At 72.5% G+C, this 23,841-nt stretch carries 11 protein-coding genes; 7 read left to right on the top strand and 4 right to left on the bottom strand.

Annotated elements, in window-relative coordinates; all coding sequences use genetic code 11:
* Positions 1-54 precede the first annotated feature (54 nt).
* Positions 55-2,853: a helix-turn-helix transcriptional regulator gene (locus ABD369_RS20780; protein WP_344637970.1), complete on the top strand. Its 2,799-nt coding sequence runs from the start codon at positions 55-57 to the stop codon at positions 2,851-2,853.
* A 94-nt stretch (positions 2,854-2,947) separates the two neighbouring features.
* Here the strand turns inward: ABD369_RS20780 and ABD369_RS20785 are convergent, their stop codons facing one another.
* The 3 genes from ABD369_RS20785 to ABD369_RS20795 all read right to left on the bottom strand — a co-directional run bounded on the left by ABD369_RS20785 (position 2,948) and on the right by ABD369_RS20795 (position 4,288).
* Positions 2,948-3,178, bottom strand: coding sequence for a hypothetical protein (locus tag ABD369_RS20785; RefSeq protein ID WP_344637971.1), 231 nt, complete (start codon positions 3,176-3,178; stop codon positions 2,948-2,950).
* Between the two features lie 7 nt (positions 3,179-3,185).
* Complete coding sequence (locus ABD369_RS20790; RefSeq protein WP_344637972.1) at positions 3,186-4,073, bottom strand: oxygenase MpaB family protein; 888 nt, start codon at positions 4,071-4,073, stop codon at positions 3,186-3,188.
* Between the two features lie 74 nt (positions 4,074-4,147).
* Positions 4,148-4,288, bottom strand: a complete 141-nt coding sequence (locus tag ABD369_RS20795) for a hypothetical protein (protein WP_344637973.1) — start codon at positions 4,286-4,288, stop codon at positions 4,148-4,150.
* 293 nt (positions 4,289-4,581) lie between these two features.
* Here ABD369_RS20795 and ABD369_RS20800 point away from each other — a divergent pair, with 293 nt between their 5' ends.
* Positions 4,582-5,154 carry a sigma factor-like helix-turn-helix DNA-binding protein gene (locus ABD369_RS20800; RefSeq protein WP_344637974.1) on the top strand — a complete coding sequence of 191 codons (573 nt, stop codon included), beginning with the start codon at positions 4,582-4,584 and terminating at the stop codon, positions 5,152-5,154.
* Positions 5,151-5,915: an anti-sigma factor family protein gene (locus tag ABD369_RS20805; protein WP_344637975.1), complete on the top strand. Its 765-nt coding sequence runs from the start codon at positions 5,151-5,153 to the stop codon at positions 5,913-5,915. The genes ABD369_RS20800 and ABD369_RS20805 overlap by 4 nt, the downstream gene beginning before the upstream one ends.
* 590 nt (positions 5,916-6,505) lie before the next feature.
* Here ABD369_RS20805 and ABD369_RS20810 read toward each other — a convergent pair.
* Positions 6,506-9,952, bottom strand: coding sequence for a BTAD domain-containing putative transcriptional regulator (locus ABD369_RS20810; RefSeq protein ID WP_344637976.1), 3,447 nt, complete (start codon positions 9,950-9,952; stop codon positions 6,506-6,508).
* Positions 9,953-10,501: 549 nt separating this feature from the next.
* Here ABD369_RS20810 and fabD point away from each other — a divergent pair.
* The 4 genes from fabD (at position 10,502) to ABD369_RS20830 (ending at position 23,811) form a co-directional block, all read left to right on the top strand.
* Complete coding sequence (gene fabD / locus ABD369_RS20815; RefSeq protein ID WP_344637977.1) at positions 10,502-12,088, top strand: ACP S-malonyltransferase; 1,587 nt, start codon at positions 10,502-10,504, stop codon at positions 12,086-12,088.
* A gap of 83 nt (positions 12,089-12,171) precedes the next feature.
* Positions 12,172-12,426, top strand: coding sequence for an acyl carrier protein (locus tag ABD369_RS20820; RefSeq protein WP_344637978.1), 255 nt, complete (start codon positions 12,172-12,174; stop codon positions 12,424-12,426).
* 4 nt (positions 12,427-12,430) lie between these two features.
* Positions 12,431-14,419, top strand: a complete 1,989-nt coding sequence (asnB, locus tag ABD369_RS20825) for an asparagine synthase (glutamine-hydrolyzing) (protein WP_344637979.1) — start codon at positions 12,431-12,433, stop codon at positions 14,417-14,419.
* A complete protein-coding gene (locus ABD369_RS20830) occupies positions 14,416-23,811 on the top strand; it encodes an SDR family NAD(P)-dependent oxidoreductase (protein WP_344637980.1) in 9,396 nt (3,131 codons plus the stop codon). The genes asnB and ABD369_RS20830 overlap by 4 nt, the downstream gene beginning before the upstream one ends.
* Positions 23,812-23,841 lie beyond the last annotated feature (30 nt).

Below are 23,841 nucleotides of genomic sequence, written 5' to 3' on the forward strand. Positions count from 1 at the left end.
CCGCGCCGGCACCGAGGGGACGGGGAGCCCGCTCGTACCGGTATTTTCTGGATCATGAAGCACGGCAGCGCCCACCTGATCGGCCGCGAGGCGGAGACCCACAGACTCGAGGAAGTGCTCTCGGCGGCTGCCGAGGGCACCGGCCGAGGGGTGCTGTTGCTGGGTGAGGCCGGGATCGGCAAGTCGGCCCTTCTGGCCCACTGCGCCGCCCAGGCCCGAACACGCGGGTTCTCTGTGCTCCGGGGCGAAGCCAGCGAATGGGAGCGGTCGTTTCCGCTGTGGCCCTTCCTCGATCTCCTCGGCACTCCCGACCGGGCCGCCGTCCTGGCGTTGCTGCAGGCCACCGGGCGGGGAGCGGCGGATCCCGTACCGGCGGCCGCAGAACGGCTGTTCCAGATCGTCGAACGGTGGTGCACCCTCGGGCCGGTCCTCCTGGTGCTGGACGACCTGCACTGGTCCGATGAGGCATCGGCGTCGCTCTGGGGCCGCCTGGCCTGCCAGGCCGAGCAGTTGCCGCTCGTGGTGGCTGCCGCCGCCCGGTCCGGAGAGGGCCAGGCGGTGATCGACCCGCTGCTCGGGGCGCTGGAGCGCACCGACGGTCTGATCCTCCCCGTACGCCCGCTGGACGAGGAGGAGCTGGCCGAACTCGCGGCCGTCCGGCTGGCCTCCTCTGCCGGGCCGTCCCTCCGCCGGGAGCTGGCACGCACCGGCGGAAACCCGCTCTACGCCACCGAGTTGCTGGCGCTGCTGCGCCGCCAGGACGCCCTGACGGTCGGCTCCGACGGACTGGAGATCCTGCCCGGGCATCAAGTACCCGCGCCGACGGCGGCGTTCACCGATCGGATGCAGCGGCTCTCCACCGGACTGCGCGAGGTGCTCCGGGCAGCAGCCGTACTGGGTGTGGAGTTCCGGCCGGCCGATCTCTTCGCCGTCCTGGACCGCTCGCCGACCGACCTGCTGCCGCTGATCGACGAGGCGTTGACAGCGGAGATCCTGGTACCGGCCGACGACCGGCTGGCGTTCCGTCACCACCTCATCTGGCAGGTCTTCACCGAGGCCATCCCCGTGGCGCTGCGCGGCGCCATGCACCGGCAGGTCGCGCGGACGTTGGCCCGGGCGGACGAGGACTTCGACGCGGTGGCCACCCACCTCTTGCAGGCCGACGGGCTCGAAACCGACGACTGGGCGTGCGGCTGGGTCCGCGACAACGCGGCGGCACTGGTCGACCGTTCCCCACAGGCGGCGGCGCAACTGCTGGAGCAGGCACTCCGCGGTCCGGGGCCGACCGCGTCGGCGGTGTTCCTGCGGCTGAGGCTGGTCGAGGCGCTGATGAGGTCGGGGCGCGCAGCCGAGGCCGAGACCATGGCCCGCGCTATCGCCACCGGGTCGGCCACCGAACCCGAAGCCGCAGCCGAGGCGTCCTGGCTGCTCGCCGAGACCATCAGCCGGACGCGTTCGCTGAGCGACGGGATCCGCGAGTCGGTGGAGGTGCTGCGCGTCGCGGTGGGGCTCGAAGGACTCGGAGAGCGGTGCGCGGCCCGGCTGTACGCGGAGAGCGCCCTCTACCTGAATGCGGCCGGGCACACCGACGAAGCGGCCTCGGCCGCGGAGGCGGGAGTCGCCCTCGGTAAGCGCAGCGGAGACGACTTCGCCATCGCGTTCGCCACTCGGACACTGGTCGAAATGAGCCGGTTCCGAGGCGATGACGCCCAGGCTCTGGTGTTGACCGACCGCGGCCTGGCGCACTGCGCCGACGGCGCGCTGGTCCGGGTCGAGGCGGTTCTCAGGACCCAGCGGCTCAAGGTCCTGTCGTCCGTCGGCCGGTCCGGCGAGGCGGAGGCGGAGATCGGCCGGCTCCAGACGGCACGCGAGCGGATGCCCGTCCCGCACGTGGGGTCCTCCATCGCCATCGCGGACCACCACTTCGTCGCGGGCGAGTGGGATGACGCCCTCGCGGAGGTCGAGTACCTGGCAGAGCCCACCTACCGGGTCGTGGCGGGCTCCTGGCACGGACTGGCGGGTCTGGTGGCGGCTCACCGGGACGACCGGGCCCGCTGCGAGGTCCACCTGAGGGCGATGCGCGACCTACCGCTCGACGGGGTGACCGGGATCAGCGTGGCCGACTGGCTCCTCATGGCGCGTGCGGTCGCGGCCGAACAGGCCGGACGGCCGGAGGAGGCACTTGCGACCCTGCGACCGGTGCTCGACCCCGACGCCGCGGTCCAGGTTACCGAGGGCCCCGAGTGGATACCGGTGATGGTGCGGTTGGCCCTCGGCCTGGGTGACCGTGCGACGGCCGAGGAGGCGGCCGGGCTCCGGCCGCCCTTCGCCGAGGAGCACCTGTCCGACCGCTGGCGGCACGCCGCGGCCTACGGTCGCGGCCTGCTGGCGGCCGACCCGGCCCCGGCGCTGGCGGCTGCCGCGTACTATGCCGCGCACGCCCGTCCGCTGCGCCACGGGATGGCGTTGGAGGACGCGGCCGAACTGCTGGCCAGGCAAGGCGAGTCGGCACAGGCGAAGCGCCGGCTGGACGAGGCGGTGGAGGTCTACACCCGGCTGGGAGCCCGTTGGGACATCCGGCGGGCGGAGACCAGGCTGCGCGCCTGCGGGGTGCGCCGGGGTGCCCGCGGCCCGAGGTCGCGGGCGACCTCGGGCTGGGAGAGCCTGACGCCCACCGAGCTCCGGGTGGCCGAACGGGTCGCCGCGGGCTTGTCGAACCCGGAGATCGCCGCCGAGCTGCTGCTCTCGCCGCGCACCGTGCAGACCCATGTCTCGCACATCCTGGGGAAGTTGACGGTACGATCGCGGGTCGACGTCGCCCGTGAGGCAACCCGGCGAGGCGTCCTGTCGTAGGGCCTGGAGTCGATCGGAGACGCCCGCACGAGTCGCGGGGACAGCCCCGGCCCGAGGCCGGGGACCGGCCAGCCGGACGACGCCTCGGTGCTCCTCATGTTCGGTGCCCGCCTTCACCACGAGACCGGCTCCGCAGCTCACCGCGTCGGGAGGCGATGGTGCGTGCCCCCTGCCGGGACCAGTGGTTGATGCCGAAACAGCCGGTCAGGCGGCGCAGTTCGGGGAACCGGTCCTCGCCCCACTCCCGCGCCAGGCCCGTGCCCGCGTCCACCGCCCGCTGTTCGCCGTGGGTGCAGTACCAACATCCGCCGGAACTCCGGACCATGCCCCATTCAGGGCCGCCGGGTTTGTTCACTCAGCCGTCGGCCGGAGGGGATGCTCGACTTGCCCAGCCGTGCGACGGCCTGGCTCAGCACGGGCACGGGGAAGTCGAGGCGCTTTGCACGGGGGATCAGAAAAGCCGCAGACCGGACGGCACGCAGGGCCGTGTTCGCCACCGGCGCCGGTATGCCGGGCTGCCCGTAGCTCTCGCGGGCCCAGGACGGCATCAGTGAGTACCCAAGACGCGAGGCCACGGTCCACGCCGGGCGCATTGACCGGTGCAGCCCGTGGAGCGGCGGCCGCGCGACGAAGCGGTGTATCGCCATCGCCTCGGCGGTGGCGGCCAGCACGGGCCGCATGCCGCAGAGGTAGTCCTCCAGGTCCGCCACCGACCCCGGGGCGTCACCGGACGCCAGGCCCACCAGGGCCGCGACCTGTCGCTGCTCGCGGACATAGCGATCCGCCTGCCGGGCCGAGAGGTCCAGACCGCCCCGCAGAACCGCATGCAGATTGGACCTGACCAGAGCGCAGTGCACCCAGAGCAGCAGGTCGGGAGCGTCGACCCGGTGGACCGCTCCGGTCTCGGGGTCGCGGATGCGCAGCCGCTCGTGCACGAGCCGGACCCGGGCACCCGCGCGCTCCGCCTGTTCCCTGGTGCCCCAGGTCGTTGCGACGATGAAGGAACCGGTGCCCGTGAGACGGCCGAAGGGATCGTCCTCGAAGGAGGAGTTCTGCACGATGCCGAGAGCCGCTACCGGGTGCAGCGCCTGCAGATGGAGCGCGCTGATACCGCCGATCCACATCGCGGGGTCCGCGTGGAGGTGCCAGGTCACCGAAGACGGCCCGAAGAGCCCCGGATCAGGGGCGTCCGGATCGCGGGGGACGGAACGGGTGATCATGGGCGGCCTTCGCTGGTCTGCTTCGGCAGGGACCTCCTGCGCGTGAGGCTTTACGCGTCGGCCCGGACATGGGTTCACCTCCGGCTGTCGCAGCTGATGCGCCGGGCTCTGCCGGCGGCTTCGGCCTTGATCCGGGTGCGGACGGCCCGCAGCCCGGTGAGGCGCTTCTCGCGCCGGTCCAGCCGAACCAGCCCACCGAGGGTCTCATCGGTCACCAAGAGTCGCTGCGGCAGTGATCTTCCTGCACTGTGATCGCCGACATGCCGCACACCTTGGCACATCCCACTGACAGACACCGCTGGCGGCCGCCCCGCGCCGCCCGGCCAGCTCTATGCCGTGCCACGAATCCGTGGAACGCGGCCACCCGCACCACGGGCCCGAGCGGCTCTTCGCCGACCGCAGCGGATTCCGGGCAGCGCTGAACCGGTTACCGTCCTCGTTCGTAATGCATGAGTGCCCGGTCGCCAGCGACGTCGGCCGGGGCCCCGCGAGCACGAGGACGGCCAGATTGACGAACCGTTCAGATGAGCGCCACCTGGCGCAGGCGCTCTACGCCCGACACGCCGGCGACGTGTACCCGCATGCCCTTGCCGTAGCCGACGGCGACCGGGCGCGGGCGGCGGAACTGCTGCGCCTCGCGCTGCTGGCGGTCGTTCGCCGGCCCGTGGTGGCACAGGGACGCGCGGTCGGCGAGCGGCTGACTGCGGAGGTCAGCCGACTGGCGGCCCCGGCCAACGCCACGCAGCGGAGGTTTCTGCTGCGGCGGAGGCCGAACCCGCTCCCGCTCACGCGGCCGGAACCGTCCGAGGCCGGCCTCGCGGCGGTGGTGTCGCCCCGTCGGGAGCTCGCCGCCGGGCCGACCGCGCCCGCCGCCGGAACGCCGCGGCGGCCGGCCATCGCCGAGGCCCTGGCCGCGCTCCCGGCGGAGCACCGAGAGGCGATCACCGAGTCGTTCCTCAGGGGCCGAACCGTCCACCAGGCCGCCGAGCTGCTCGGCCTGCCACCGCAGGCGGTGAAGTCCCGCGTCTTCTACGGGCTCCACCGCCTCGCGCTCGCCCTCGAAGAACAGGAGTCGGCGTGAACCGGAGTGCCGCCTGCGCCGAACTCGGTGCCTATGTGCTCGGTGGATTGGACGCCGCGGAGGCAGACCGGTTCGAGGAGCATCTGCTGACCTGCGACTACTGCCTGGGCGAGGCCGATGCCTTCCAGAAGGTCCGGGACCTGCTGCTCCCGCTGGTCGGGCAGCCGTTGGAGGCCGTCGAGCCTGAGGACGGCCGCGGCACCGCACCGGATCCGGCCGCGGCACCGCCCGCCGTCCCCGACGAGGACGTACTCACCTCGCTGTTGGCCGACGTCGCCCGCGAGCGGCACCGCCGCAGGTGGCGTCTCGCGGCGGTGCTCACCGCTGCCGCCGCGCTGGTCGTCGCGCTGCCGTTCGTCGCGCTGCGCGCGGGTTCCGGACACACGGTGGCCGCGCCCGCCGTGAGCCCCACCCCGAGCCCCGCCGTGATGCTCATGATGACCGGCGAGCAGCACCGGGCCGCCGATCCCACCACCCGGGTCTCCGGTTCGGTGGGGCTGGAGGACAAGGGGTGGGGAACCCATGTCGCGCTCCAGTTGAGCGGGGTCGGCGGCCCCCTCACCTGCTCGCTGGTCGCGGTGTCGAAGGGCGGCCAGCGGGAGACGGTGACCAGCTGGTCCGTGCCGCCCGCTGGCTACGGCGTGCCCGGCCACCCGGATGCCCTGGTGGTGCACGGCGGCACCTCGTGGTCCCGTGGGCAGCTCGACCACTTCGAGGTGTGGACGGCGGACGGGCGGCAGCTGCTGTCGATCCCCGTCTAGCGACGCCTGCCCGAAGGGACGGCCCGATCCAGTCGGGCCCATCCGCTCCGCCGTCGCCGGCCCGCTGAAGGCCGCTCGCCGCTGGGCCAGGCGACACCGCCGTCCCCGGCGCCCGAGGATGTCCGCCGGATGGCGCAGTTCCCCGGCCCAGCGTGGCCGCCGGAGTGCTCGACGATCCGTCGGCGCCCGGCCGGAACCACGTTTCGGACGCGTCGGCCAGCCCCTCGGACGATCCGGCGGCGGAGCCGGCCGTCGGATGTCTGCGCACGCCTGCCTCGTACAGGCTCGATCACACGGTGCGGCCTGCTGAATTACCGTCACCACTCCATAGCTCCATGCCGAGCGCGCCGCGCTTGGCGCTGCAGGGGGTACCGCTTGGCGCCCTGACGTCCGCGGAAGCATGACGAAGGGGTCGCCCGCGCGGTGTGGGCAACTCCTGTCTGCTCTGTCGGCGATCAAGTCTCGGACATCGGTTCAGGCCTGAGGTGAGCTTGCTCCGCTTCGACGGACACTGCTCAGCAGATGGCCGCGCTCCGCCGTCGGACCGGGCCCGGCAGGAGAGGAAGACCCGCCGGAGCCGGCCCGCCGCGTCACATGACCGTCACCTCTGCCGCCGCACCGCGCCCCAGGAGGCCGTGGAGGAGCGGGGTGGCGGGCAGCGACGGGTGCAGGTAGACATGCTCACGGCGTTGTTCGACGGCGGCGAGCAGGGTGCGGAAGGTGGCCTTCGCCTCCTCCGTGCGCCCGGCGCGGTGCTGGGCCTGGCCGAGCAGGCCCAGGTGCAGCGGGTGGCGCAGGCGCGTGCTGGACCCGCGCAGTTCGGCCAGCGAGGTGTGCATCAGGCCGAGGCCGTCCGCCTGTCGCCCCGAGTGCGTCAGGCCCCACCCTTCGAGCAGACCGAGCATCGCCTTCCAGTAGAGCAGCCCGTGTTCGCCCGCCAGCCGGACGCCCTCGGCCGCGGCGGCGCACGCCGTGACGGCGTCGCCCTCCCAGGCCGCGATGACCGCGTCCACATAGAGGGCGAAGCACCGGTCGGAGGGCCTGCTCTCGTACTCGGTCAGCCGCAGCAGCTCACGGCGGCGCGCCCCTGCGGCCCGCCGGTCGCCCAGGAGCCAGCGGGTGAAGGCGTCGTACGAGCGCAAGGAGACGCGAGGGTCGTGCTGGAACGTACGGGCCAGCGAGTGGCCCTCACGGGCGAAGCGGTCCGCCATCTCGACGCCGCGCTCCAGCTCGGCCAGCGCTTGCGGCAGTTGGCCGCTGACATGCAGCACGATGCCCTCGCCGTACGCGGCGCCGAGCATCGCCACGGGCTCGTGGGTCCGGTCCGCGATGTCCCGCAGCAGGCCGGACAACCGCCGGGAGGCGTCGTACCGGCCGGTGACGAGATAGGCCGCGCACAGAGCCCAGAGCGCCGACGGGTCCTCAGGTGCCTGAGTGGCCTTGCCGAGGGCCCGGCCGCGTGCGAGCTCCGCCTCGGCCTCGGGGTGGCCGTAGCCCCGGGTGGTGGCCAGTACCTGGCCGAGCTGGATGTGCAGCCGCTGCTTCAGGCACAGGGTCGTGGGGTCGTCGAAGGGCAGGGAACCGACGAGGTGCACCGCCCGGCGCAGCCAGGTCTCCACCTGTTCGTACGCCAGCTGCTGTTCGGCGTGCTCGGCGGCGCGCAGCAGGTGGGGGAGTGCCTGCTCGGCGGGGAGCGCGTTCTTGGCGTGCCACGAGTGGTGGGCCACCCGCTCGATCTCCTCGTCCGCCACCTGACCGTGCCTGCGGGGACACAGGGCCTGGGCGACCCGGGCGTGCAGCCGGTGCCGGTCCTCGCGCGCGAGCTCGTCGATCAGTGTCTCCCGCACCAGCGCGTGGGTGAAGTGGAGCCGCTCGGGGTGGTGCGGGTCCTCGCCGAGGAGCCCGGCGCGGATCGCCGACTCCAGCGCCTCGGCGACCGGTTCGTCCTCGGTGGCGGTGCGCTGGAGCAGGTCGGCGTCGACCTCGGCGCCGATGACGGCGCACAGCCGTAGCACGCGCAGGACGGGAGCGGGCAGTGCCGCGAACCGCTGGTGCAGGGCCTCGCGCACGCCGGTCGGAATGCGGGCGAGGAGCACGTCCGCCGCGTCCGGGCGGTGCAGGCTGCGCGCGTTGTCGAGGAGGGAGAGCAACTGCATGACGAAGTACGGGTTGCCCTCGCTGCGCCGGTGCAGCACCTCGATGACCTTCGCGTCGACGCCAGGCCCGGCCTGCGCCCAGACCAGGGAGGCGACGGCCTGCCGGGACAGTCCGCCGAGCCTGAGGGTCTCGGTCCTGGGGCCGCGCAGGATCTCGGTGATCAACCGGCGCACCGTGGCGTCGGACTCGACCTCCAGCTCACGGGCGGTCAGTACGATGCCGAGCGGGTGGCCCTGGCGGCGGATGCTCAGGAGCCTGAGCAGGTCCAGGGAGGCGGTGTCCGCCCAGTGCAGGTCTTCGAGAAGCAGCGCGAGCGGCTGCTGGGCGGCCAGGGTGAGCAGGACCTCGCAGACCGCGTCGTGGGTGAGGAACCGGGCCTGGCCCCAGTCGGATCCGGCGCCGCCGGGTCCGGCCGAGCGCTCGGGGATGAGGGGGGCGAGCAGGGCGCCGAAGGGCTCCGTCGCGCGGCGGAAGGCGTCCGGGCGGGTGACGGAAAGGCGCCGCAGGACCTGGGTCCACGGCCAGTAGGGCGGGACGCCCTCGCCGGGGAAGCAGTGGCTCCAGATCACTTCCAGGCCGGCGCCGTCCGGGCTCTCGCCGGCGGCCTCCAGCCGTGGGGCGAGTTCGAGGAGCAGGCGGGTCTTGCCGACCCCGGCGGGGCCGAGAACGCCGGCCACGTGTCCGTGGCCGACGAGTGCGCTCGCGGCCGCGGTCGTCAGGCGGTAGAGCTCCACGCAGCGGCCGGTGAACGGTGAGGGGGAGCTCGCTCGCCCGAGGCTCACCGCGTCGGCCGCGGGGGCCTGGGTCGGCTGCCGGGCCGAAGTGTCCCGCGTGGTGCGTCCGGCCTCCGGTCGTCCCTCGGTTCCCCCGGCCGCCGTACGCTCCCGGTCGGTCCCGGCCGGAGTGGCGGCGCCGAACTCGCCGGCTCCGTCGGCCGGTCCGTGCCCCGCGGCCCCGTCGGGCCTCTCGCGCCCCTCGGCTGCTCCGGGGCCCCCGGCGCCACCGCTCCTCTCGGGCCCTTGCGCCGCGACGGACGAGGCGCCGTCGCCTGCCTTCCGTGCCCCGTCGTCGTCGGGCTTCTCGGCCGTGCGCTTCCCGGACCGTACGGGCTCTCGGCGTTCGGGGCGAGGTTTGTCGGCGGATCCGCACGTCTCCGGCTCCTGGCGGAGGATCGCGGTCCGGATCCGCCGGAGTTCAGGGGCGGTGTCCACGCCGAACTTCTCGACCAGGTGTAGACGCGTCCGTTCGTACACCTCCAGCGCCTCCGCCTGCCGTCCGAGCCGGGATAACGCGGTCATCAAGTGGCCGACGAGGCGTTCTCGCGTCGGGTGGCTGCGTGCCTCGCGCTCCAGTTCCGCGGCGACCTCCTCGGCCGCTCCCAGGGCCAGCTGGGCTTCCGCGCAGGATTCCACGGCGGTGAGCCTGACCTGTTCCAGCCGTGTGCCCTCGTCGCTCAGCGGCGGGTGGCCGTCGAACTCCCCGTAGGGCGAGCCGTGCCACAGCCCGAGCGCCTCGGTGAGCCGGTTCCGGGCGGTGAGCGGTTCACGCCGTTCCAGCAGCCGCCGCCCGTCGGTCACCAGGCGCTCGAAGCGGCAGACGTCGATCTGTTCGGGATCGAGTTCCAGGACGTAGCCGGGGGCCCGGTGACGCAGCACCGACGGGCGGCCGGGCCCGTCCGCCGGGTGCAGTGCGCGGCGCAGATGGGAGACGTGGCTCTGGAGCGTGGCGACGGCCTGGCGCGGTGGGTCCTCGCCCCACAGTTCCTCGACGAGCAGTTCCGTCGGCACCACGCGCCCCAGGCGTATGAGCAGCAGGGCCAGCAGCGCGCGTCTGCGGGGTGGGCCGAGTGGGAAGTCCTGTCCGCCGTGGCGTGCCGACATCGGGCCCAGAACGTTCAGCAGGGGTTCCGCGGGGCCGGTCGCCGGCGGACCCGGTATCGGGGATGTGGGCATGTGGCTCCCAATCGTTCTTGCACGCGCGACTGTGCTGACGAACGGTCGACGATGCGAGGCCGGACCATCAATTGGATCTTGGCATAGTGCACGACGCATTCCAAGACCACGACTCAGCGGTCGGCAAGGTAACGGCAGGGATTTCACAGAGGGTTCGTCAAGGATGCCGGAATTCGGCCACAAGCGGTGGCAAGGGACAGCCAGCGTCCTGACCAGGGGACCGCAAGGGTGGTGACGCAGGATTCCCCGTGTCGGGAACCGCCGCCGAAACGGGAGCGCATGAACCGGCCTGATGACAGCCGTCGCCATGCCCTCCACTGAACCGTCGGATCGCCAAGAGGCATTCACCTGAGGAGTACCGCCGTGTCGTTTGCCCGCCACGATTTCGGTGGCTCTCGCGAAGCGGGGCGCACCGGCGCTCGTCACCTGTACGGGGAAGTCGGCCATGACCCGAGAACGGGCCGACAGGAGTCCGGCGTGAGGGATTCCACCGCGGGAACGCGCTCCGTGCTCTTCCCCGGGCAGGGGTCCCAGGCCAGGGGAATGGGGGCCGGACTCTTCGAGCGTTTCCGGCAGACGACCGCCATGGCCAACGACGTCCTCGGCTACGACCTCCCCCGGCTGTGCCTGGCGGACCCCGACAGGCGATTGAACGACACGCGCTTCACCCAGCCCGCGCTCTACGTCGTCAACGCCCTGTCCTACCGGGATTCCCTGGAGCGGGGCGAACCCGAGGGTGACTACCTGCTCGGCCACAGCCTCGGGGAGTACAACGCCCTGCACGCCGCCGGCGCCTTCGACTTCGAGACCGGCCTCAAGCTCGTCATCAAGCGGGGCGAGCTCATGGCCCGGATCTCGGACGGGGCCATGCTCGCCGTCGTGGGGATGAGTGAGAGCGACCTGCGCGCCTTCCTCGACGAGGAGGGCCTTTCCCGGCTCGATGTCGCCAATATCAACACCCCCACTCAGATCGTGCTGTCCGGGGCCCGTGACGAGATCGAGCGGGCCCGCCGGGTTCTCGACGAGCGCCGGATCAGGGTCGCCCCACTGAAGGTGTCGGCCGCGTTCCACTCGCGGTTCATGGCTCCGGCCCGTGACGAGTTCGCGGCCTTCCTCAAAGGCTTCCGGTTCTCCCCCTTGCGGGCCACGGTGATCGCCAACCTCACCGCGCGGCCGTACGTGGAGCAGGACATCGCCGCGACGCTGAGCGAGCAGATCTCCGGGTCGGTGAGGTGGCTGGAAAGCATCCGCTACCTGCTGGAGCGCACGTCCGCCGAGGACTGCCGGCAGGTGGGCGAAGGACAGGTCCTGACACGCATGGTCGAGCAGATCCGCACGGCCGCCGCGCCCCCTGCCCGCGCGGCGGGCACGGCACGGCCCCGGCTGTTCTGCGTCGCCTACGCCGGAGGCGACGAGCGCGCCTACGCGGGCCTGACCGAGCACCTCCCGGACGTCGACGTGGTGACGCTGGAGCGGCCGGGCCGGGGCCGGCGGTCCTCCGAACCCCTGCTGCGGGAACTCCCGGCGATTGTCGACGACCTGCTCCGGCAGCTGCGGAACCGGCTCGACGCCCCGTACGCCCTCTACGGCCACAGCCTCGGCGCCCGGCTGGCCTTCCTGCTCTGCCACCGGCTGCGCGAGGAGGGCCTGCCCGCACCGGCCCACCTGTTCGTCTCCGGCGAGAGCGGACCGGCGATACCGAGCCGGGAGCGCCATACGTGGGAGTTGCCGACCGACGCCTTCTGGGCGCACCTGAAGCAGCTCGGCGGCATCCCAGCGGAGCTATGGGAGCACGAGGACCTGATGGCCTACTACGAGCGCGTCATGCGGGCCGACTTCGCCGCGCTGGGCGCTTATGAGCACGAGGACGCGCCGCCACTGGACGTGCCCGTCACCGCCATGACCGGTGAGAGCGAGTGGTTCACCCAGGCCGACGTCGACGCCTGGCAACGGGAGAGCACCCGTCCCCTGACCACCCACCGGTTCCCCGGCGACCACTTCTTCATCCGGGCCCAGTGGCCCGCGCTGGCCCGGGTCGTCCGCGCCGGGCTCGCGGTCGCGTAGCACCGCGCCGAAGCAGCGAAGCATTCACGGGCGTCGGGCACCGGCGCGCGTCCGGACCAACCATTTCGACGGTGAGGACAGCCATGAAGCAGGAAATCAAGAAGTACATGGAAGAACGGCTGATGTTCGAGTTCGACTCGGAGATCACCGAGGACACCGACCTGTTCAAGGCGGGCATCCTCGACTCGTTCGGCTACGTCTCGCTGATGGCCCACATCGAGCAGGAATACGACGTTTCCTTCGGTGAGGAGGAACTCCTCGGCAACATCATGGTCTCGCTGTCCGGCATCGTCGAGTTCGTCGACGCGGCCCGTGCGCGGACCGTCGGGAGCCGGTGACCCGATGTGCGGAATAGCCGGCTTCCACGAAAGCTCCCTGCACCCGCGGGAATACCAGCACGTGATCCACGACATGCTCGCACAGATCGAGCACCGCGGCCCGGACGAAGCGGGCTGCTTCCTCGACGACCGCCTGGCCATGGGCACGGTACGGCTGAGCATCATCGACCTGTCCAGCGGCTCGCAGCCGGTCGGCAGCGCCGACGGCCGCTACTGGCTCTGCTACAACGGCGAGCTGTACAACTACCGTGAACTGCGCGACGAGTTGACCGGCCGCGGCTTCACCTTCCGCACCGGGTCCGACACCGAGGTCGTCCTCAACGCCTGGGCCGCCTGGGGCCACGACTGCCTGCCCAGGTTCAACGGCGCCTTCGCGTTCGCCGTCTTCGACACCACCACCGGCGAGCTGCACCTGGCGCGCGACCGGTTCGGCAAGCGGCCGCTGTTCGTGGCCCGGCACGAGGGCGCATGGCTGTTCGCCTCCGAGATGAAGGCGTTCCTGGCCTACCCGGGCTTCAGCTTCGACTTCGACGCACGCGAACTGTCCTCGATCTACGCCACCTGGGCCCCGCTGCCCGGCCAGAGCGGCTACCGCGGAATCGAGCAGATCCCGATGGGCGAGTACCTCTCCGTGCGCGGGGACACGGTCCGACGCGGCCGCTGGGCGAGCCTCGACCTGACCGCCGGCCCGGCGCCGGAGTCCGAGCAGGAGGCCGTCGGGCTGGTCCGCGCGGAGCTGGAGGCCGCGGTCGACGTACGGCTGCGCAGTGACGTGGAGGTCGGGGTGTACGCCTCCGGCGGGTTGGACTCGTCGATCATCGCGCACATCGCCGCGCGGCGGACCGACCGCCCCCTGCGGACGTTCTCGATCCAGTTCGAGGACGCGGAGTTCGACGAGTCGGCCGAACAGGACGAGCTGGCGAAGCACCTGGGCACGCGGCACTCCACGGTACGGGTGAAGGACTCCGACATCGTCGACGCCTTCCCGGAAGCTGTCCGGCACGCCGAGGTGCCCGTCTTCCGTACCGCGTTCGTACCGATGTACCTGCTGGCCGGCCACGTGCGGAGCGAGGGCATCAAGGTCGTCCTCAGCGGCGAGGGCGCGGACGAGGCGTTCCTGGGATACGGCATCTTCAAGGACACCCAGCTGCTCTCGGCGTGGCACGAGCTGGACGACGACACCCGCATGCGCAGGATGGGGCAGCTCCACCCCTACCTGCGCCACTTCAACGGGGCGGACGGCCACCGCCGCATGCTGGGGCTCTACCGGCAGTTCACCGAGGAGAGCCTGCCCGGCCTCTTCTCGCACCAGATGCGGTTCCAGAACGGCCGGTTCGCCGCCCGCCTGCTGCGGGACGCGGGCGATCCGTTCGCGGCCGTCAAGGAGCTGGTGGCGCGCGAGCCCGGTTACGCGCGGCTGTCCCCGGTGCAGAAGGCACAGTGGCTGGAATTCCGCACCCTACTGAGCGGCTATCTGCTGTCGACCCAGGGCGAGCGGATGGCGCTGGCGCACGGTGTGGAGAACCGCTGCCCGTTCCTCGACCCCGCCGTGGTGCGCCGGGCGGCGTCGCTCAACCTGCGGTTCGGGGACTCCTTCGACGAGAAGTACCTGCTCAAGCAGGCCTACGCCGATGTGCTGCCCGAACGGATCGTCAGGAAGGGGAAGTTCCCCTACCGCGCCCCGGACAGTGCCGCGTTCGTCCGGTCCCGCCCGCACTACCGCGAGCTGCTGACCGACCCCGGCACCCTCGAGGAGATCGGTGTGCTGGACCCGCGCTTCGTGCGGCGGTTCACCGACCGCGTCTTCGACAGCCCCCCGGAGGGGATCGGCACAAAGGAGAACCAGGCGTTCGTCCTCCTGGCCTCGACGGTCTGGCTGCACCACTGGTACGTGCGCGGGCACGCGCGCCGCCACGCTCCGCTCGGTATCCCTTTGAACGTCGTCGACCGGCGCAGCAGTGCCCTGTCGGCCAGGACGGAGAACGTGCTGTGAAGACGGAATCCGGCGCTCCCGCCGAGGACCAGGACATCGCCGTCGTCGGTCTGTCCCTGCGGCTGCCCGGCTCGCGCACCCCGGAGGAGTTCTGGGACCACCTGGCCGCGGGGCGCTCGCTGATCAGCGAGGTGCCTGCGCGCCGCTGGCGCAAGGAGGACCACCTCGGGCACCCGCGCCGCGAGTTCAACAAGACCAACAGCGTGTGGGGCGGCTTCGTCGACGACATCGACTGCTTCGATGCGGACTTCTTCAAGATCTCTCCTCGCGAGGCGCAGTCCATGGACCCGCAGCAGCGGATGGCCCTGGAACTGAGCTGGCACGCGCTCGAGGACGCCGGATACCGCGCCGACCGGATCGCGGGTTCGCGCACCGGCGTCTTCATGGGGGTCTGCCACTGGGACTACGCCGAGCTGATCGAGCGGGAAGTCGAGGAGATCGACGCCTACTACCCGACCGGCGCGGCCTACGCGATCATCGCCAACCGCGTGTCCCACCACTTCGACTTCCGCGGCCCCAGCGTCGTCAACGACACCGCGTGCGCCAGTTCGCTCGTCGCGGTGCAACAGGCGGTGCAGGCGCTGCACAACGGCGACTGCGACCAGGCCCTCGCCGGCGGGGTCAACCTGACGTGGTCGCCCCGGCACTTCATCGCCTTCGCCAAGGCGGGCATGCTCTCGCCCGACGGGCTCTGCCGCGCGTTCGACGCGGACGCCAACGGCTATGTGCGGGGCGAGGGCGGCGGCGTCGTCCTGCTCAAGCGGGCCGCGGACGCCCGCCGTGACGGCGACGCCATCCACGCGGTGATCAAGGGCATCGGCAGCAACCACGGCGGGCGCACCAGCTCCCTGACCGTCACCAACCCGGCCGCCCAGGCCGAGCTGATCACCGACGTCTACCGCCGGGCGGGCATCGAGCCCGAGAGCGTCACCTACGTCGAGACGCACGGCCCCGGCACGCCCGTCGGGGATCCGATCGAGATCCGCGGTCTGAAGCAGGCCTTCGCCGAGCTGAACGCGGACCGGCCCGCGGCCGAACACCGCTGCGGCGTCGGCTCGGTGAAGACCAACATCGGGCATCTGGAGGGTGCCGCAGGGGTGGCGGGCATGCTCAAGGTGATCCTCGCCATGCGCCACCGCAAGCTGCCCGCCACGGTCAACTTCCGCAAGCTCAACCCCCTCATCAAGCTGGACGGCAGTCCGCTGTACGTCGTGGACCGCCTCGTCGACTGGGGCGCCGGGGAATCCGCACCGCTGCGTGCCGGCGTCAGCTCGTTCGGGTTCGGCGGGACGAACGCCCATGTGCTGCTGGAATCCGGTGACCCGGTCACCGTCACCGAGGACACCGGCGAACAGTGGCTGCCGGTGTCGGCCAAGGACGAGGAGCGGCTCCGCGAGACGTGCGCCGCGCTCGCCCACTGGGCCCGCGGCCGCGTCGAGAACGGGGATCCGCTGTCGTTGACCGATGTCGCGCGCACGCTGCGCGAGGGCCGGGTGCCGATGCGCGAGCGGGTGGTGTTCCGCGCGAGCGGCCTCGGCGAGTGGGCGGCCCAGCTGGAGAGCGTCGCCGCGGGGGAGACGCCCCCCACGGACTGCCTCCGCGGCCGCGCGGACGCAAAGGGCCCCGGCGGGCTGGACGCGGACGACCTGGCGGCGCTGGCCGAGCGCTGGCTGGAGCAGGGCCGCAGGGAGAAGTTCGCGGCGGCGTGGGCCCAGGGCCTGCCGGTTGACTGGGCACAGTGGCCGGAACAGGGCCGGCGCGTGCACCTGCCGGGCTACGCGTTCGCACGCACCCCGCACTGGTTCCGCCCGGCCGGCGAGCCGGAGCCGAGTCGTACGGCGGAGGCTCCCGCGCCGCTTGGCGAGGGGCGGGCGCACGACGGTGGCTGGTCGTTCCCCGTGCGCTTCGACGCCACGCAAGGATTCGTACGGGACCACGTGGTCAACGGCGTCCGGATCGTCCCGGGCGTGGTGGCGCTGGAACTCGTCGCGGCGGCGGCCGGGCAGGCGGTCGTGGCGGGCACCCGCGCCGGACAGGCGCCGCGCGTCCGCAACGCGGTATGGATCCGCCCGCTGATCGTCGCGGACACGGTGCTGTCCGCACGGCTCCTGCTGACCGCCGCGGGCGAGGGCTACGACTACGCGATCACCGACGAGCAGGGCACGGCGTACACCAGCGGCCGGGTCGAGTACGGCGCGGCCGTGGTGGACACGACGGATCTGGGTGCGCTGCGCGAGCGGCACCCCCGGAGCGTCGACGTCGCCGAAGGGTATGCCGCGCTGCGGGCCAGCGGCATCGAGCACGGCCCCGCGCTGCGCGCTCTGCACACGCTGCACCGCGGACAGGAGGGTGTCCTGGCCGAGTTGCGGCTGCCCGCCGACGCCCCGGCGGGCATGCGGCTTCAGCCCGCGATCCTCGACAGCGCCCTCCTCGCGGCCCTGGCCCTGGGCTCGGCGGACGGCGGCTGGCGTGAGCCGTCCGCGCCCGCGGTGCCGTTCGCCCTGGACGGCCTCCTCGTCCACGCGCCGACGACCCCGACGATGTGGGCGTGGCTGAGGCCCGCGGACAGCGCCCGGGGGAACAAGGCGGCGGTCGACATCGACCTGATCGGCGAGAACGGCCGGCTGTGCGTGCGGTTCACCGGATACACCTCCAGGGCACTGCCCGCCGCCGGGTCCGTGAGCGCTGCCCCGGAAGGTGAGCTCATCGAGGTCACCGGCCGCTGGTCGGAGGCCGTGGCTCCCGTGGCCGGACCGACCGGGCCGGTGACGGTGCTGAACGCCGCGCTGGACCCGGACCTCGTCGCGGCGAGTGCCGCGCGACTGGGCATGGACGTCGAGCACCTGGCGGTCCCCGCGGGCGCCACCGACGCGACCGCGATGAAGGCCGCGTTCCAGGCCTGTTACCCGCACGTCCAGCGACTGCTCGGGCAGGGGCGGCGCGTGCTCGTCGTCGCGCCCGGAGCGCCCGAGTCGCCGGTCTACGCCCCACTGGCGGCGCTGTTGAAGACCGCGCACCAGGAGAACCCGTCCTTCACGGGCGCGCTGGTGCTCCTCGACGGGTGGGACTCCCGCGACGCCGTCCGCTTCGAGCGCGTCGTACGGGCGGAGGCGGGCGCCGGGGAGGACACCGAGGTCGCCTACACCCCGGACGGCCGCCGACTGCGCCACGAGACCGTCGAACTGCCGCACGCCGACGTGGGGGAGAGCCTGCTCCGTGACGGCGGCGTGTACTGGATCACCGGGGGAGCCGGCGGGCTCGGCCGGCTGCTGGCCGAGCGGCTGTGCCGACGCTACGGCGCGACGGTGGTCATCAGCGGCCGGTCGGCCGGGAGCACGGCGGTCGACGAGCTGCGGGCGCGACTGCCCCACGGAGCGGTGGCGTACCGCCGGACCGACGTCACGGACGCGGACGGCGTACGGACGACGGTGGCGGCCATCCGCGCGGAGCACGGCCGGCTCGACGGGGTGTTCCACGCGGCCGGTGTGCTCGACGACGGCTACCTCGCGAACAAGCCGCTCGCGGGCACCGCCGCCGTGCTCGCGCCCAAGGTGGACGGCGTCGCGCACATCGATGCCGCGACCCGCGGAAGCGGCCTGGACTTCCTGCTGTTGTTCGGCTCGGTGGCAGGCGCGTTCGGCAACGCCGCGCAGGCCGACTACGCCGCCGCCAACGCCTTCCTCGACGCGTTCGCCGCACGGCGGCAGGCATCCGGCAGTGTGACCCGCTCGGTCGACTGGCCGCTGTGGGCCGACGGCGGCATGCGGGTGGACGACGCCAGCCTGGCCTACCTGCGCAAGCGCACCGGCACCGTGCCGCTGCCGAGCGAGGCCGGTCTGGACGCGCTGGAGCGCGCGCTGCGCACCGACACACCCGTCCGCCGCGTGGTGCTGTTCGGGGACAGGCCCAAGCTGCGCGTCTACGCGGGACTGGACCGCGCCGCGCGGCCCGTACCGCAGCGGACGAGCGCCGCGCCGGCCGTCCTGGACGAGCGTGAACTCGCCGCCCGCACGCAGGAGTACCTGCGCAACCTCTTCGCCGAGGTGACCCGGCAGGACGCGGAGCACATCCTGGTCGAGGAGAAGCTGGAGACCTACGGCATCGACTCGATCTCCATCGTCGACCTGACCAGCAAGCTGGAGGACACCTTCGGGTCGCTGCCCAAGACGCTGTTCTTCGAGCACGTCGATCTCCAGGGCGTGGCGGACTACTTCGTCGCCGAGCACCGCGACCGCCTGCTGGAGCTCTTCGCCCCCGAGGAACCCCCTACCGGGCACACGGTCCCAAAGACGCCGGTCGTCGAGGCGCCCGCTGCAACGGCACCGGTCCCGCGGACGTCCGCGGCCGTCGAAGCACGCACCCCCGCGCCGTGGACCGACCCGGAGCGGCACGACATCGCGGTGATCGGCATGGCCGGGCGCTATCCCGGCGCCGACACGCTGGAGGAGTTCTGGGAGCTGCTCAGCGAGGGCCGTCACAGCTTCGAACCGGTCCCCGAATCGCGGTGGCGGCACAGCGACATCTACTTCGACGAGCGTGACGTCCAGGGGAAGACGGTCGTCAGGACCGGTACGTTCCTCCGGGACGTCGAGGCGTTCGACCCGCGCTACTTCAACATCTCCCAGCGCGACGCCGAGCTGCTGTCCCCGGAGGTCCGGCTGTTCCTGCAAGCGGGCGTGACGGCGATGGAGGACGCGGGCTATTCACGCGAGACGCTCAAGCGCCGCTACGACAGCGACGTCGGCGTACTGGTCGGCTCGATGAACAACAGCTACTCGTTCTACGGCTTCCAGAACATGCTGACCCGCGGCACCGCCACCAGCGGCAGCGAGATCGGCGTGATGGCCAACATGCTGTCGTACCAGTACGGCTTCACCGGGCCGTCGGCGTTCCTCGACACGATGTGCTCCTCCTCGTCGGCATGCGTGCACCAGGCGGTGCGGATGCTGCGCGGCGGCGAGTGCCGCATGGTCGTCGTCGGCGGCATCAACCTGATGCTGCACCCGTTCGACCTGATCGCCACCTCGCAGGCGCACTTCACCACCAAGTCCGCCGGTGTCGTGCGCAGTTACGGCCTCGGTGCCGACGGCACGATCCTCGGTGAAGGCGTCGGCGCGCTCGTGCTCAAGCCGCTGGCGGAGGCGGTGGCCGACGGCGACCACGTCTACGGCGTGATCAAGGGCAGCGGCATGACCAACGCCGGGGTGCGCAACGGCTTCACGGTGCCGAGCCCGCGGCAGCAGGCACGCGCCATCGAGAAGGCGCTCGACGACGCCGGAGTGGACGCGCGGACGATCAGCTACCTGGAGGGTCACGGCTCGGCGACCTCCCTCGGCGACCCGATCGAGATCAAGGGCGCGAGCCTGGCGTTCGGCCGCGACACCCAGGACCGGGAGTTCTGCGCGATCGGCTCGGTCAAGTCCAACGTGGCACACCTGCTGTCCGGTTCGGGCCTGGCCGGCCTGACCAAGGTGCTGCTCCAGCTCAAGCACCGCACACTGGCGCCGTCGCTGCACGCGGAGACGCTGAGCCCCGCGATCGAGTTCGAGAATACGCCGTTCGTGGTGCAGCGTCACCGTGCGGAGTGGCGCCGCCCCCTGATCGGCGGCGAGGAGGTCCCCCGCCGGGCGGGCGTCACGTCCATCGGCGCGGGCGGCATCAACGTCCACATCGTCGTCGAGGAGCACGACGGGAGCGTCGTCGCGGCGCCGGACAGCGGCCGGCCGCAACTGCTGGTGTTCTCCGCCATGACTCCCCAGGCCTTGCGGACGGTGCTGCGTGACACGCATCAGTACGTGCGGGACACCGCACCGGGCCTGGACGCGCTCGCCTACACCCTGCAGACCGGCAAGAACGAACTGCCGTGCCGACTGGCGTTCGTCGCCGATGACATGTCCGACGCGCTCACCCGGCTCGCCCGGCTGTCCGAGATCGACTGGACCGCCGAAGCACTCGATCCGCCCCGCGGCGTGCACTTCACCGTGAGCACGCTGAGGCAGCGGCGCACCGCCGACGCCGCCATCGTCGAGCAGGCCCTGCGCGACGCGGACCTGTCCGCGCTGGCGCGCCACTGGGCGGGCGGCGCCGGACCGGACTGGGACCTGCTGTGGCCGACGGGAACCCGCCCGGCCAAGCTGTCGCTCCCGGCCTACCCCTTCGACCAGGTGCGCTGCTGGTACCCCGAGTACGACGACGCGCCGAGCGTGCTGCGGCCGTTGGCCTTCACCCGGCGGGCACACCCGTGGATCGGCGCCAACCGGTCGGACCTGAACGGCGTGCGCTACGCCTTGGAGCTGCGCGGGGACGACCTGCTCGACTACGTCCACACCGTCGGCCGCAAGCGTCGCTACGCCACCGTGGCGCTGCTGGACGCGGCACTGGCCTTCGCCCGGCTCGCCGGGCTGGAGGGGCCGCTGCGGCTGCGCGACGCCCGATGGGCCGCGCTGCCGTCGCCCGCGGACGCCGTGGAGACGTTCGAATGGCGGCTCGGCACGACCGGGTCGGGCTCGCACCGCGTCGAACTGTGGCACGCAGACGAGGCCACCCTGCGGTTCGCCGCCGACATCGAGCAGGCGGCGCCCGAGGCGACCGCGTCGATGCCGCAGCCGCTCGGCGACCCGGCCACCCTCGACCAGGACGGCTTCTACGCCGGGCTCGCCGAATCGGACATCGACGCCCGGCCGTACGCGCGCAGCGTCGAGAGCGTCACCGAGTTGGACGGGCACCGGCTGCTCGTCCGGGTCGCCGAACCCCCGATGTGCCAGGACCCGCACAAGCAGCGGGTACAGCTCCCGGCATGGGTGCTCGTCGGGCTCGTCCAGGGCGTCCAGCACGCACTGGGCCGGACGGAGGCGGCCGTGACACGGATCGGCTCCGCGTACGGCGAGCGGGTGGAGCACACCCGGGCCATCGTGCTGGAGCGGACGTCCGGTGCCGTCTTCCAGGCGGCCTTCCTCGACGAACACGGCCGCGTACTGGGCCGGATCGAGGACGCCGAGTTCACCGGCGGCACGCTCCCGGCGGCGCTGCGGGGCGAGGCCGATCGGGCGCCGGTCGCCCTGCCCCGGGCGTCGCGTGCGGAGCCGGACGGACAGTCGACGGCCGACCGAACGGCTGCTCCCCCTCCGGCACTCGAGGCCGCGGCGGACGGGAAGTCCGCGCTCGTCGACATCCTGCGCGAGACCGTCGCCGACCTCCTCAAGTTCGACCTGGCCGACATCGACGTCGACACGCACTTCCACGCGTACGGCTTCGAATCCATCACACTGGCCAAGCTGTCCTCGGAGCTCAACGGCATCCTCGGCGCGGACCTCACTCCGGCGGTCTTCTTCGAGTGCCCCGACATCCGCAGCCTCACCGAGCACCTGCTGGAGCGCTACGGCTCGGAGCTGACAACCCCCGCGGCACCCGAGATGCCCGCGGCACCCGAGACACCCGAGCCGGCCCGCCGGTCCGAGCCCGTTCCCGACGACGGCGCCGTGGCGATCGTCGGCGCGGCAGGGCGCTTCCCCGGCGCGGACGACCTCGACACCTTCTGGCAGCGGCTGCGCACGGGCGCCGACCTGATCGGCGACTACCCCGGCGACCGGTTCGACGGGCGCTACGCCGAGACCGTCGCTCGGGCGGACTTCCCGAAGTTCGCCGGCCGGATCGAGGGAGTGGACCGCTTCGACGCGGACTTCTTCCACCTCTCGCGGCTCGAAGCGGAGCTGATGGACCCGCAGCACCGCCTGGCGCTGGAGACCGTCTGGGCCGCGCTGGAGAACGGCGGCTACGCCCCGGCCCGGCTGCCGGAGAACACCGGCGTCTACTTCGGCGTCTCGGGCAGCGACTACCACCACTTGCTCAACGCCAGCGGCGTGGCTCCCGACGGCTTCACCGCCACCGGCAACGCGCACTCGATGCTGGCCAACCGGATCTCCTTCGTCCTGGACGTGCACGGGCCGAGCGAACCGGTCGACACGGCCTGCTCCAGCTCGCTCATCGCGCTGCACCGTGCCGTGGAGAGCATCCGGTCGGGCCGCTGCGACATGGCCCTCGCGGGCGGGGTCAACCTGCTGCTGAGCGTCGACACCTTCGCCGCCACACAGATGGCGGGGATGCTCAGCCCGGACGGCCGCTGCAAGACCTTCTCCGCCGACGCGGACGGCTACGTTCGCTCCGAGGGCGTCGCCGTGGTGCTGCTCAAACCGCTCGCCCAGGCGCAGCGGGACGGCGACGCCATCTGGGGCGTCGTCCGCGGCAGCGCCGAGAACCACGGCGGCCGCGCCGGATCCCTGACGGCCCCCAACGGCAAGGCACAGGCCGCGCTGATCCAGGACGCCATGCGCGGCATCGACCCGGACAGCATCGGCTACGTCGAGGCGCACGGCACGGGCACCGCGCTGGGCGACCCGGTCGAGGTCAACGCCCTCGCCAGCGCCTACCGCACCCTGCGCGCCGCGGACGGCAAACCGCCGCACGGTCCTCGGCCGTGCGCGCTCGGCTCGGTGAAGACGAACATCGGTCACCTGGAGTCGGCCGCGGGTCTGGCCGGAGTGCTGAAGGTGCTGCTCGCCATGCGCCACGGTGAGCTGCCGCCGACTCTGCACTGCGACCGGCTCAATCCGCACCTGCCGCTCGCCGACGGCGGTTTCGACGTGGTGCGCGAGCTGCGCCGCTGGGAGCCGCGCGCCGACGCTGCCGGGCGGGAGTGGCCGCTGCGGGCCGGGGTGAGCAGCTTCGGCTTCGGCGGGGCCAACGCCCACGTCGTGCTCGAGGCACCCCCCGCGCCCCGGATCTCGCCGGCCCGCACGACCGTGCCCCAGGCCATCGTGCTGTCCGCCCGGGACGGTGACCGGCTGCGGGCCTCGGCCGGACGGCTGCGGGACTTCCTCGAACAGGCTCGCCGCGACGCACGTACCCCCGACCTCGCGGACCTGGCGTTCACCCTCCAGGTCGGCCGGGAAGCGATGGAGCAGCGCCTGGGCTTCGTCGCCGGGAGCATCGAGGACGTCCTCGGTGTGCTGGGCCGCTTCCTCGCCGGGGACGCGCGTTCGGGCTGGCACACCGGCGGCATCAAGCGGTCGCGCGGCACCGGGGTGCGGCGTGAGCCGGAGCAGACCGCGGAGGTCACCCGGGCGCTGCGTGACGGGCGGCTCGACGACGTGACGTCCCTGTGGTGCGACGGCGCGCTCGTCGACTGGCGGGCGACGCATCCCGCCGGTGAGCGGCGCACCGTGCGGCTGCCCGCCTACCCCTTCGCCCGCGACCGCTACTGGGCGCCCGCGAGCGACGAGGCCCCCGCCCCGCTGCCCGGCGGCGGTACCGCCTTCGACTCCGCCGCAGCCGTGGCGCTGCTCGACGCGGTCCTCGACGGGCGTGCCTGCCCGGACGCCCTGAGCCGGCCCTGAGGCTTTCCCTCCCTGCCTCCTCCCTGGATC

The organism is Kitasatospora cystarginea (genome assembly GCF_039533515.1).
Classification (GTDB): Bacteria; Actinomycetota; Actinomycetes; order Streptomycetales; family Streptomycetaceae; genus Kitasatospora; species Kitasatospora cystarginea.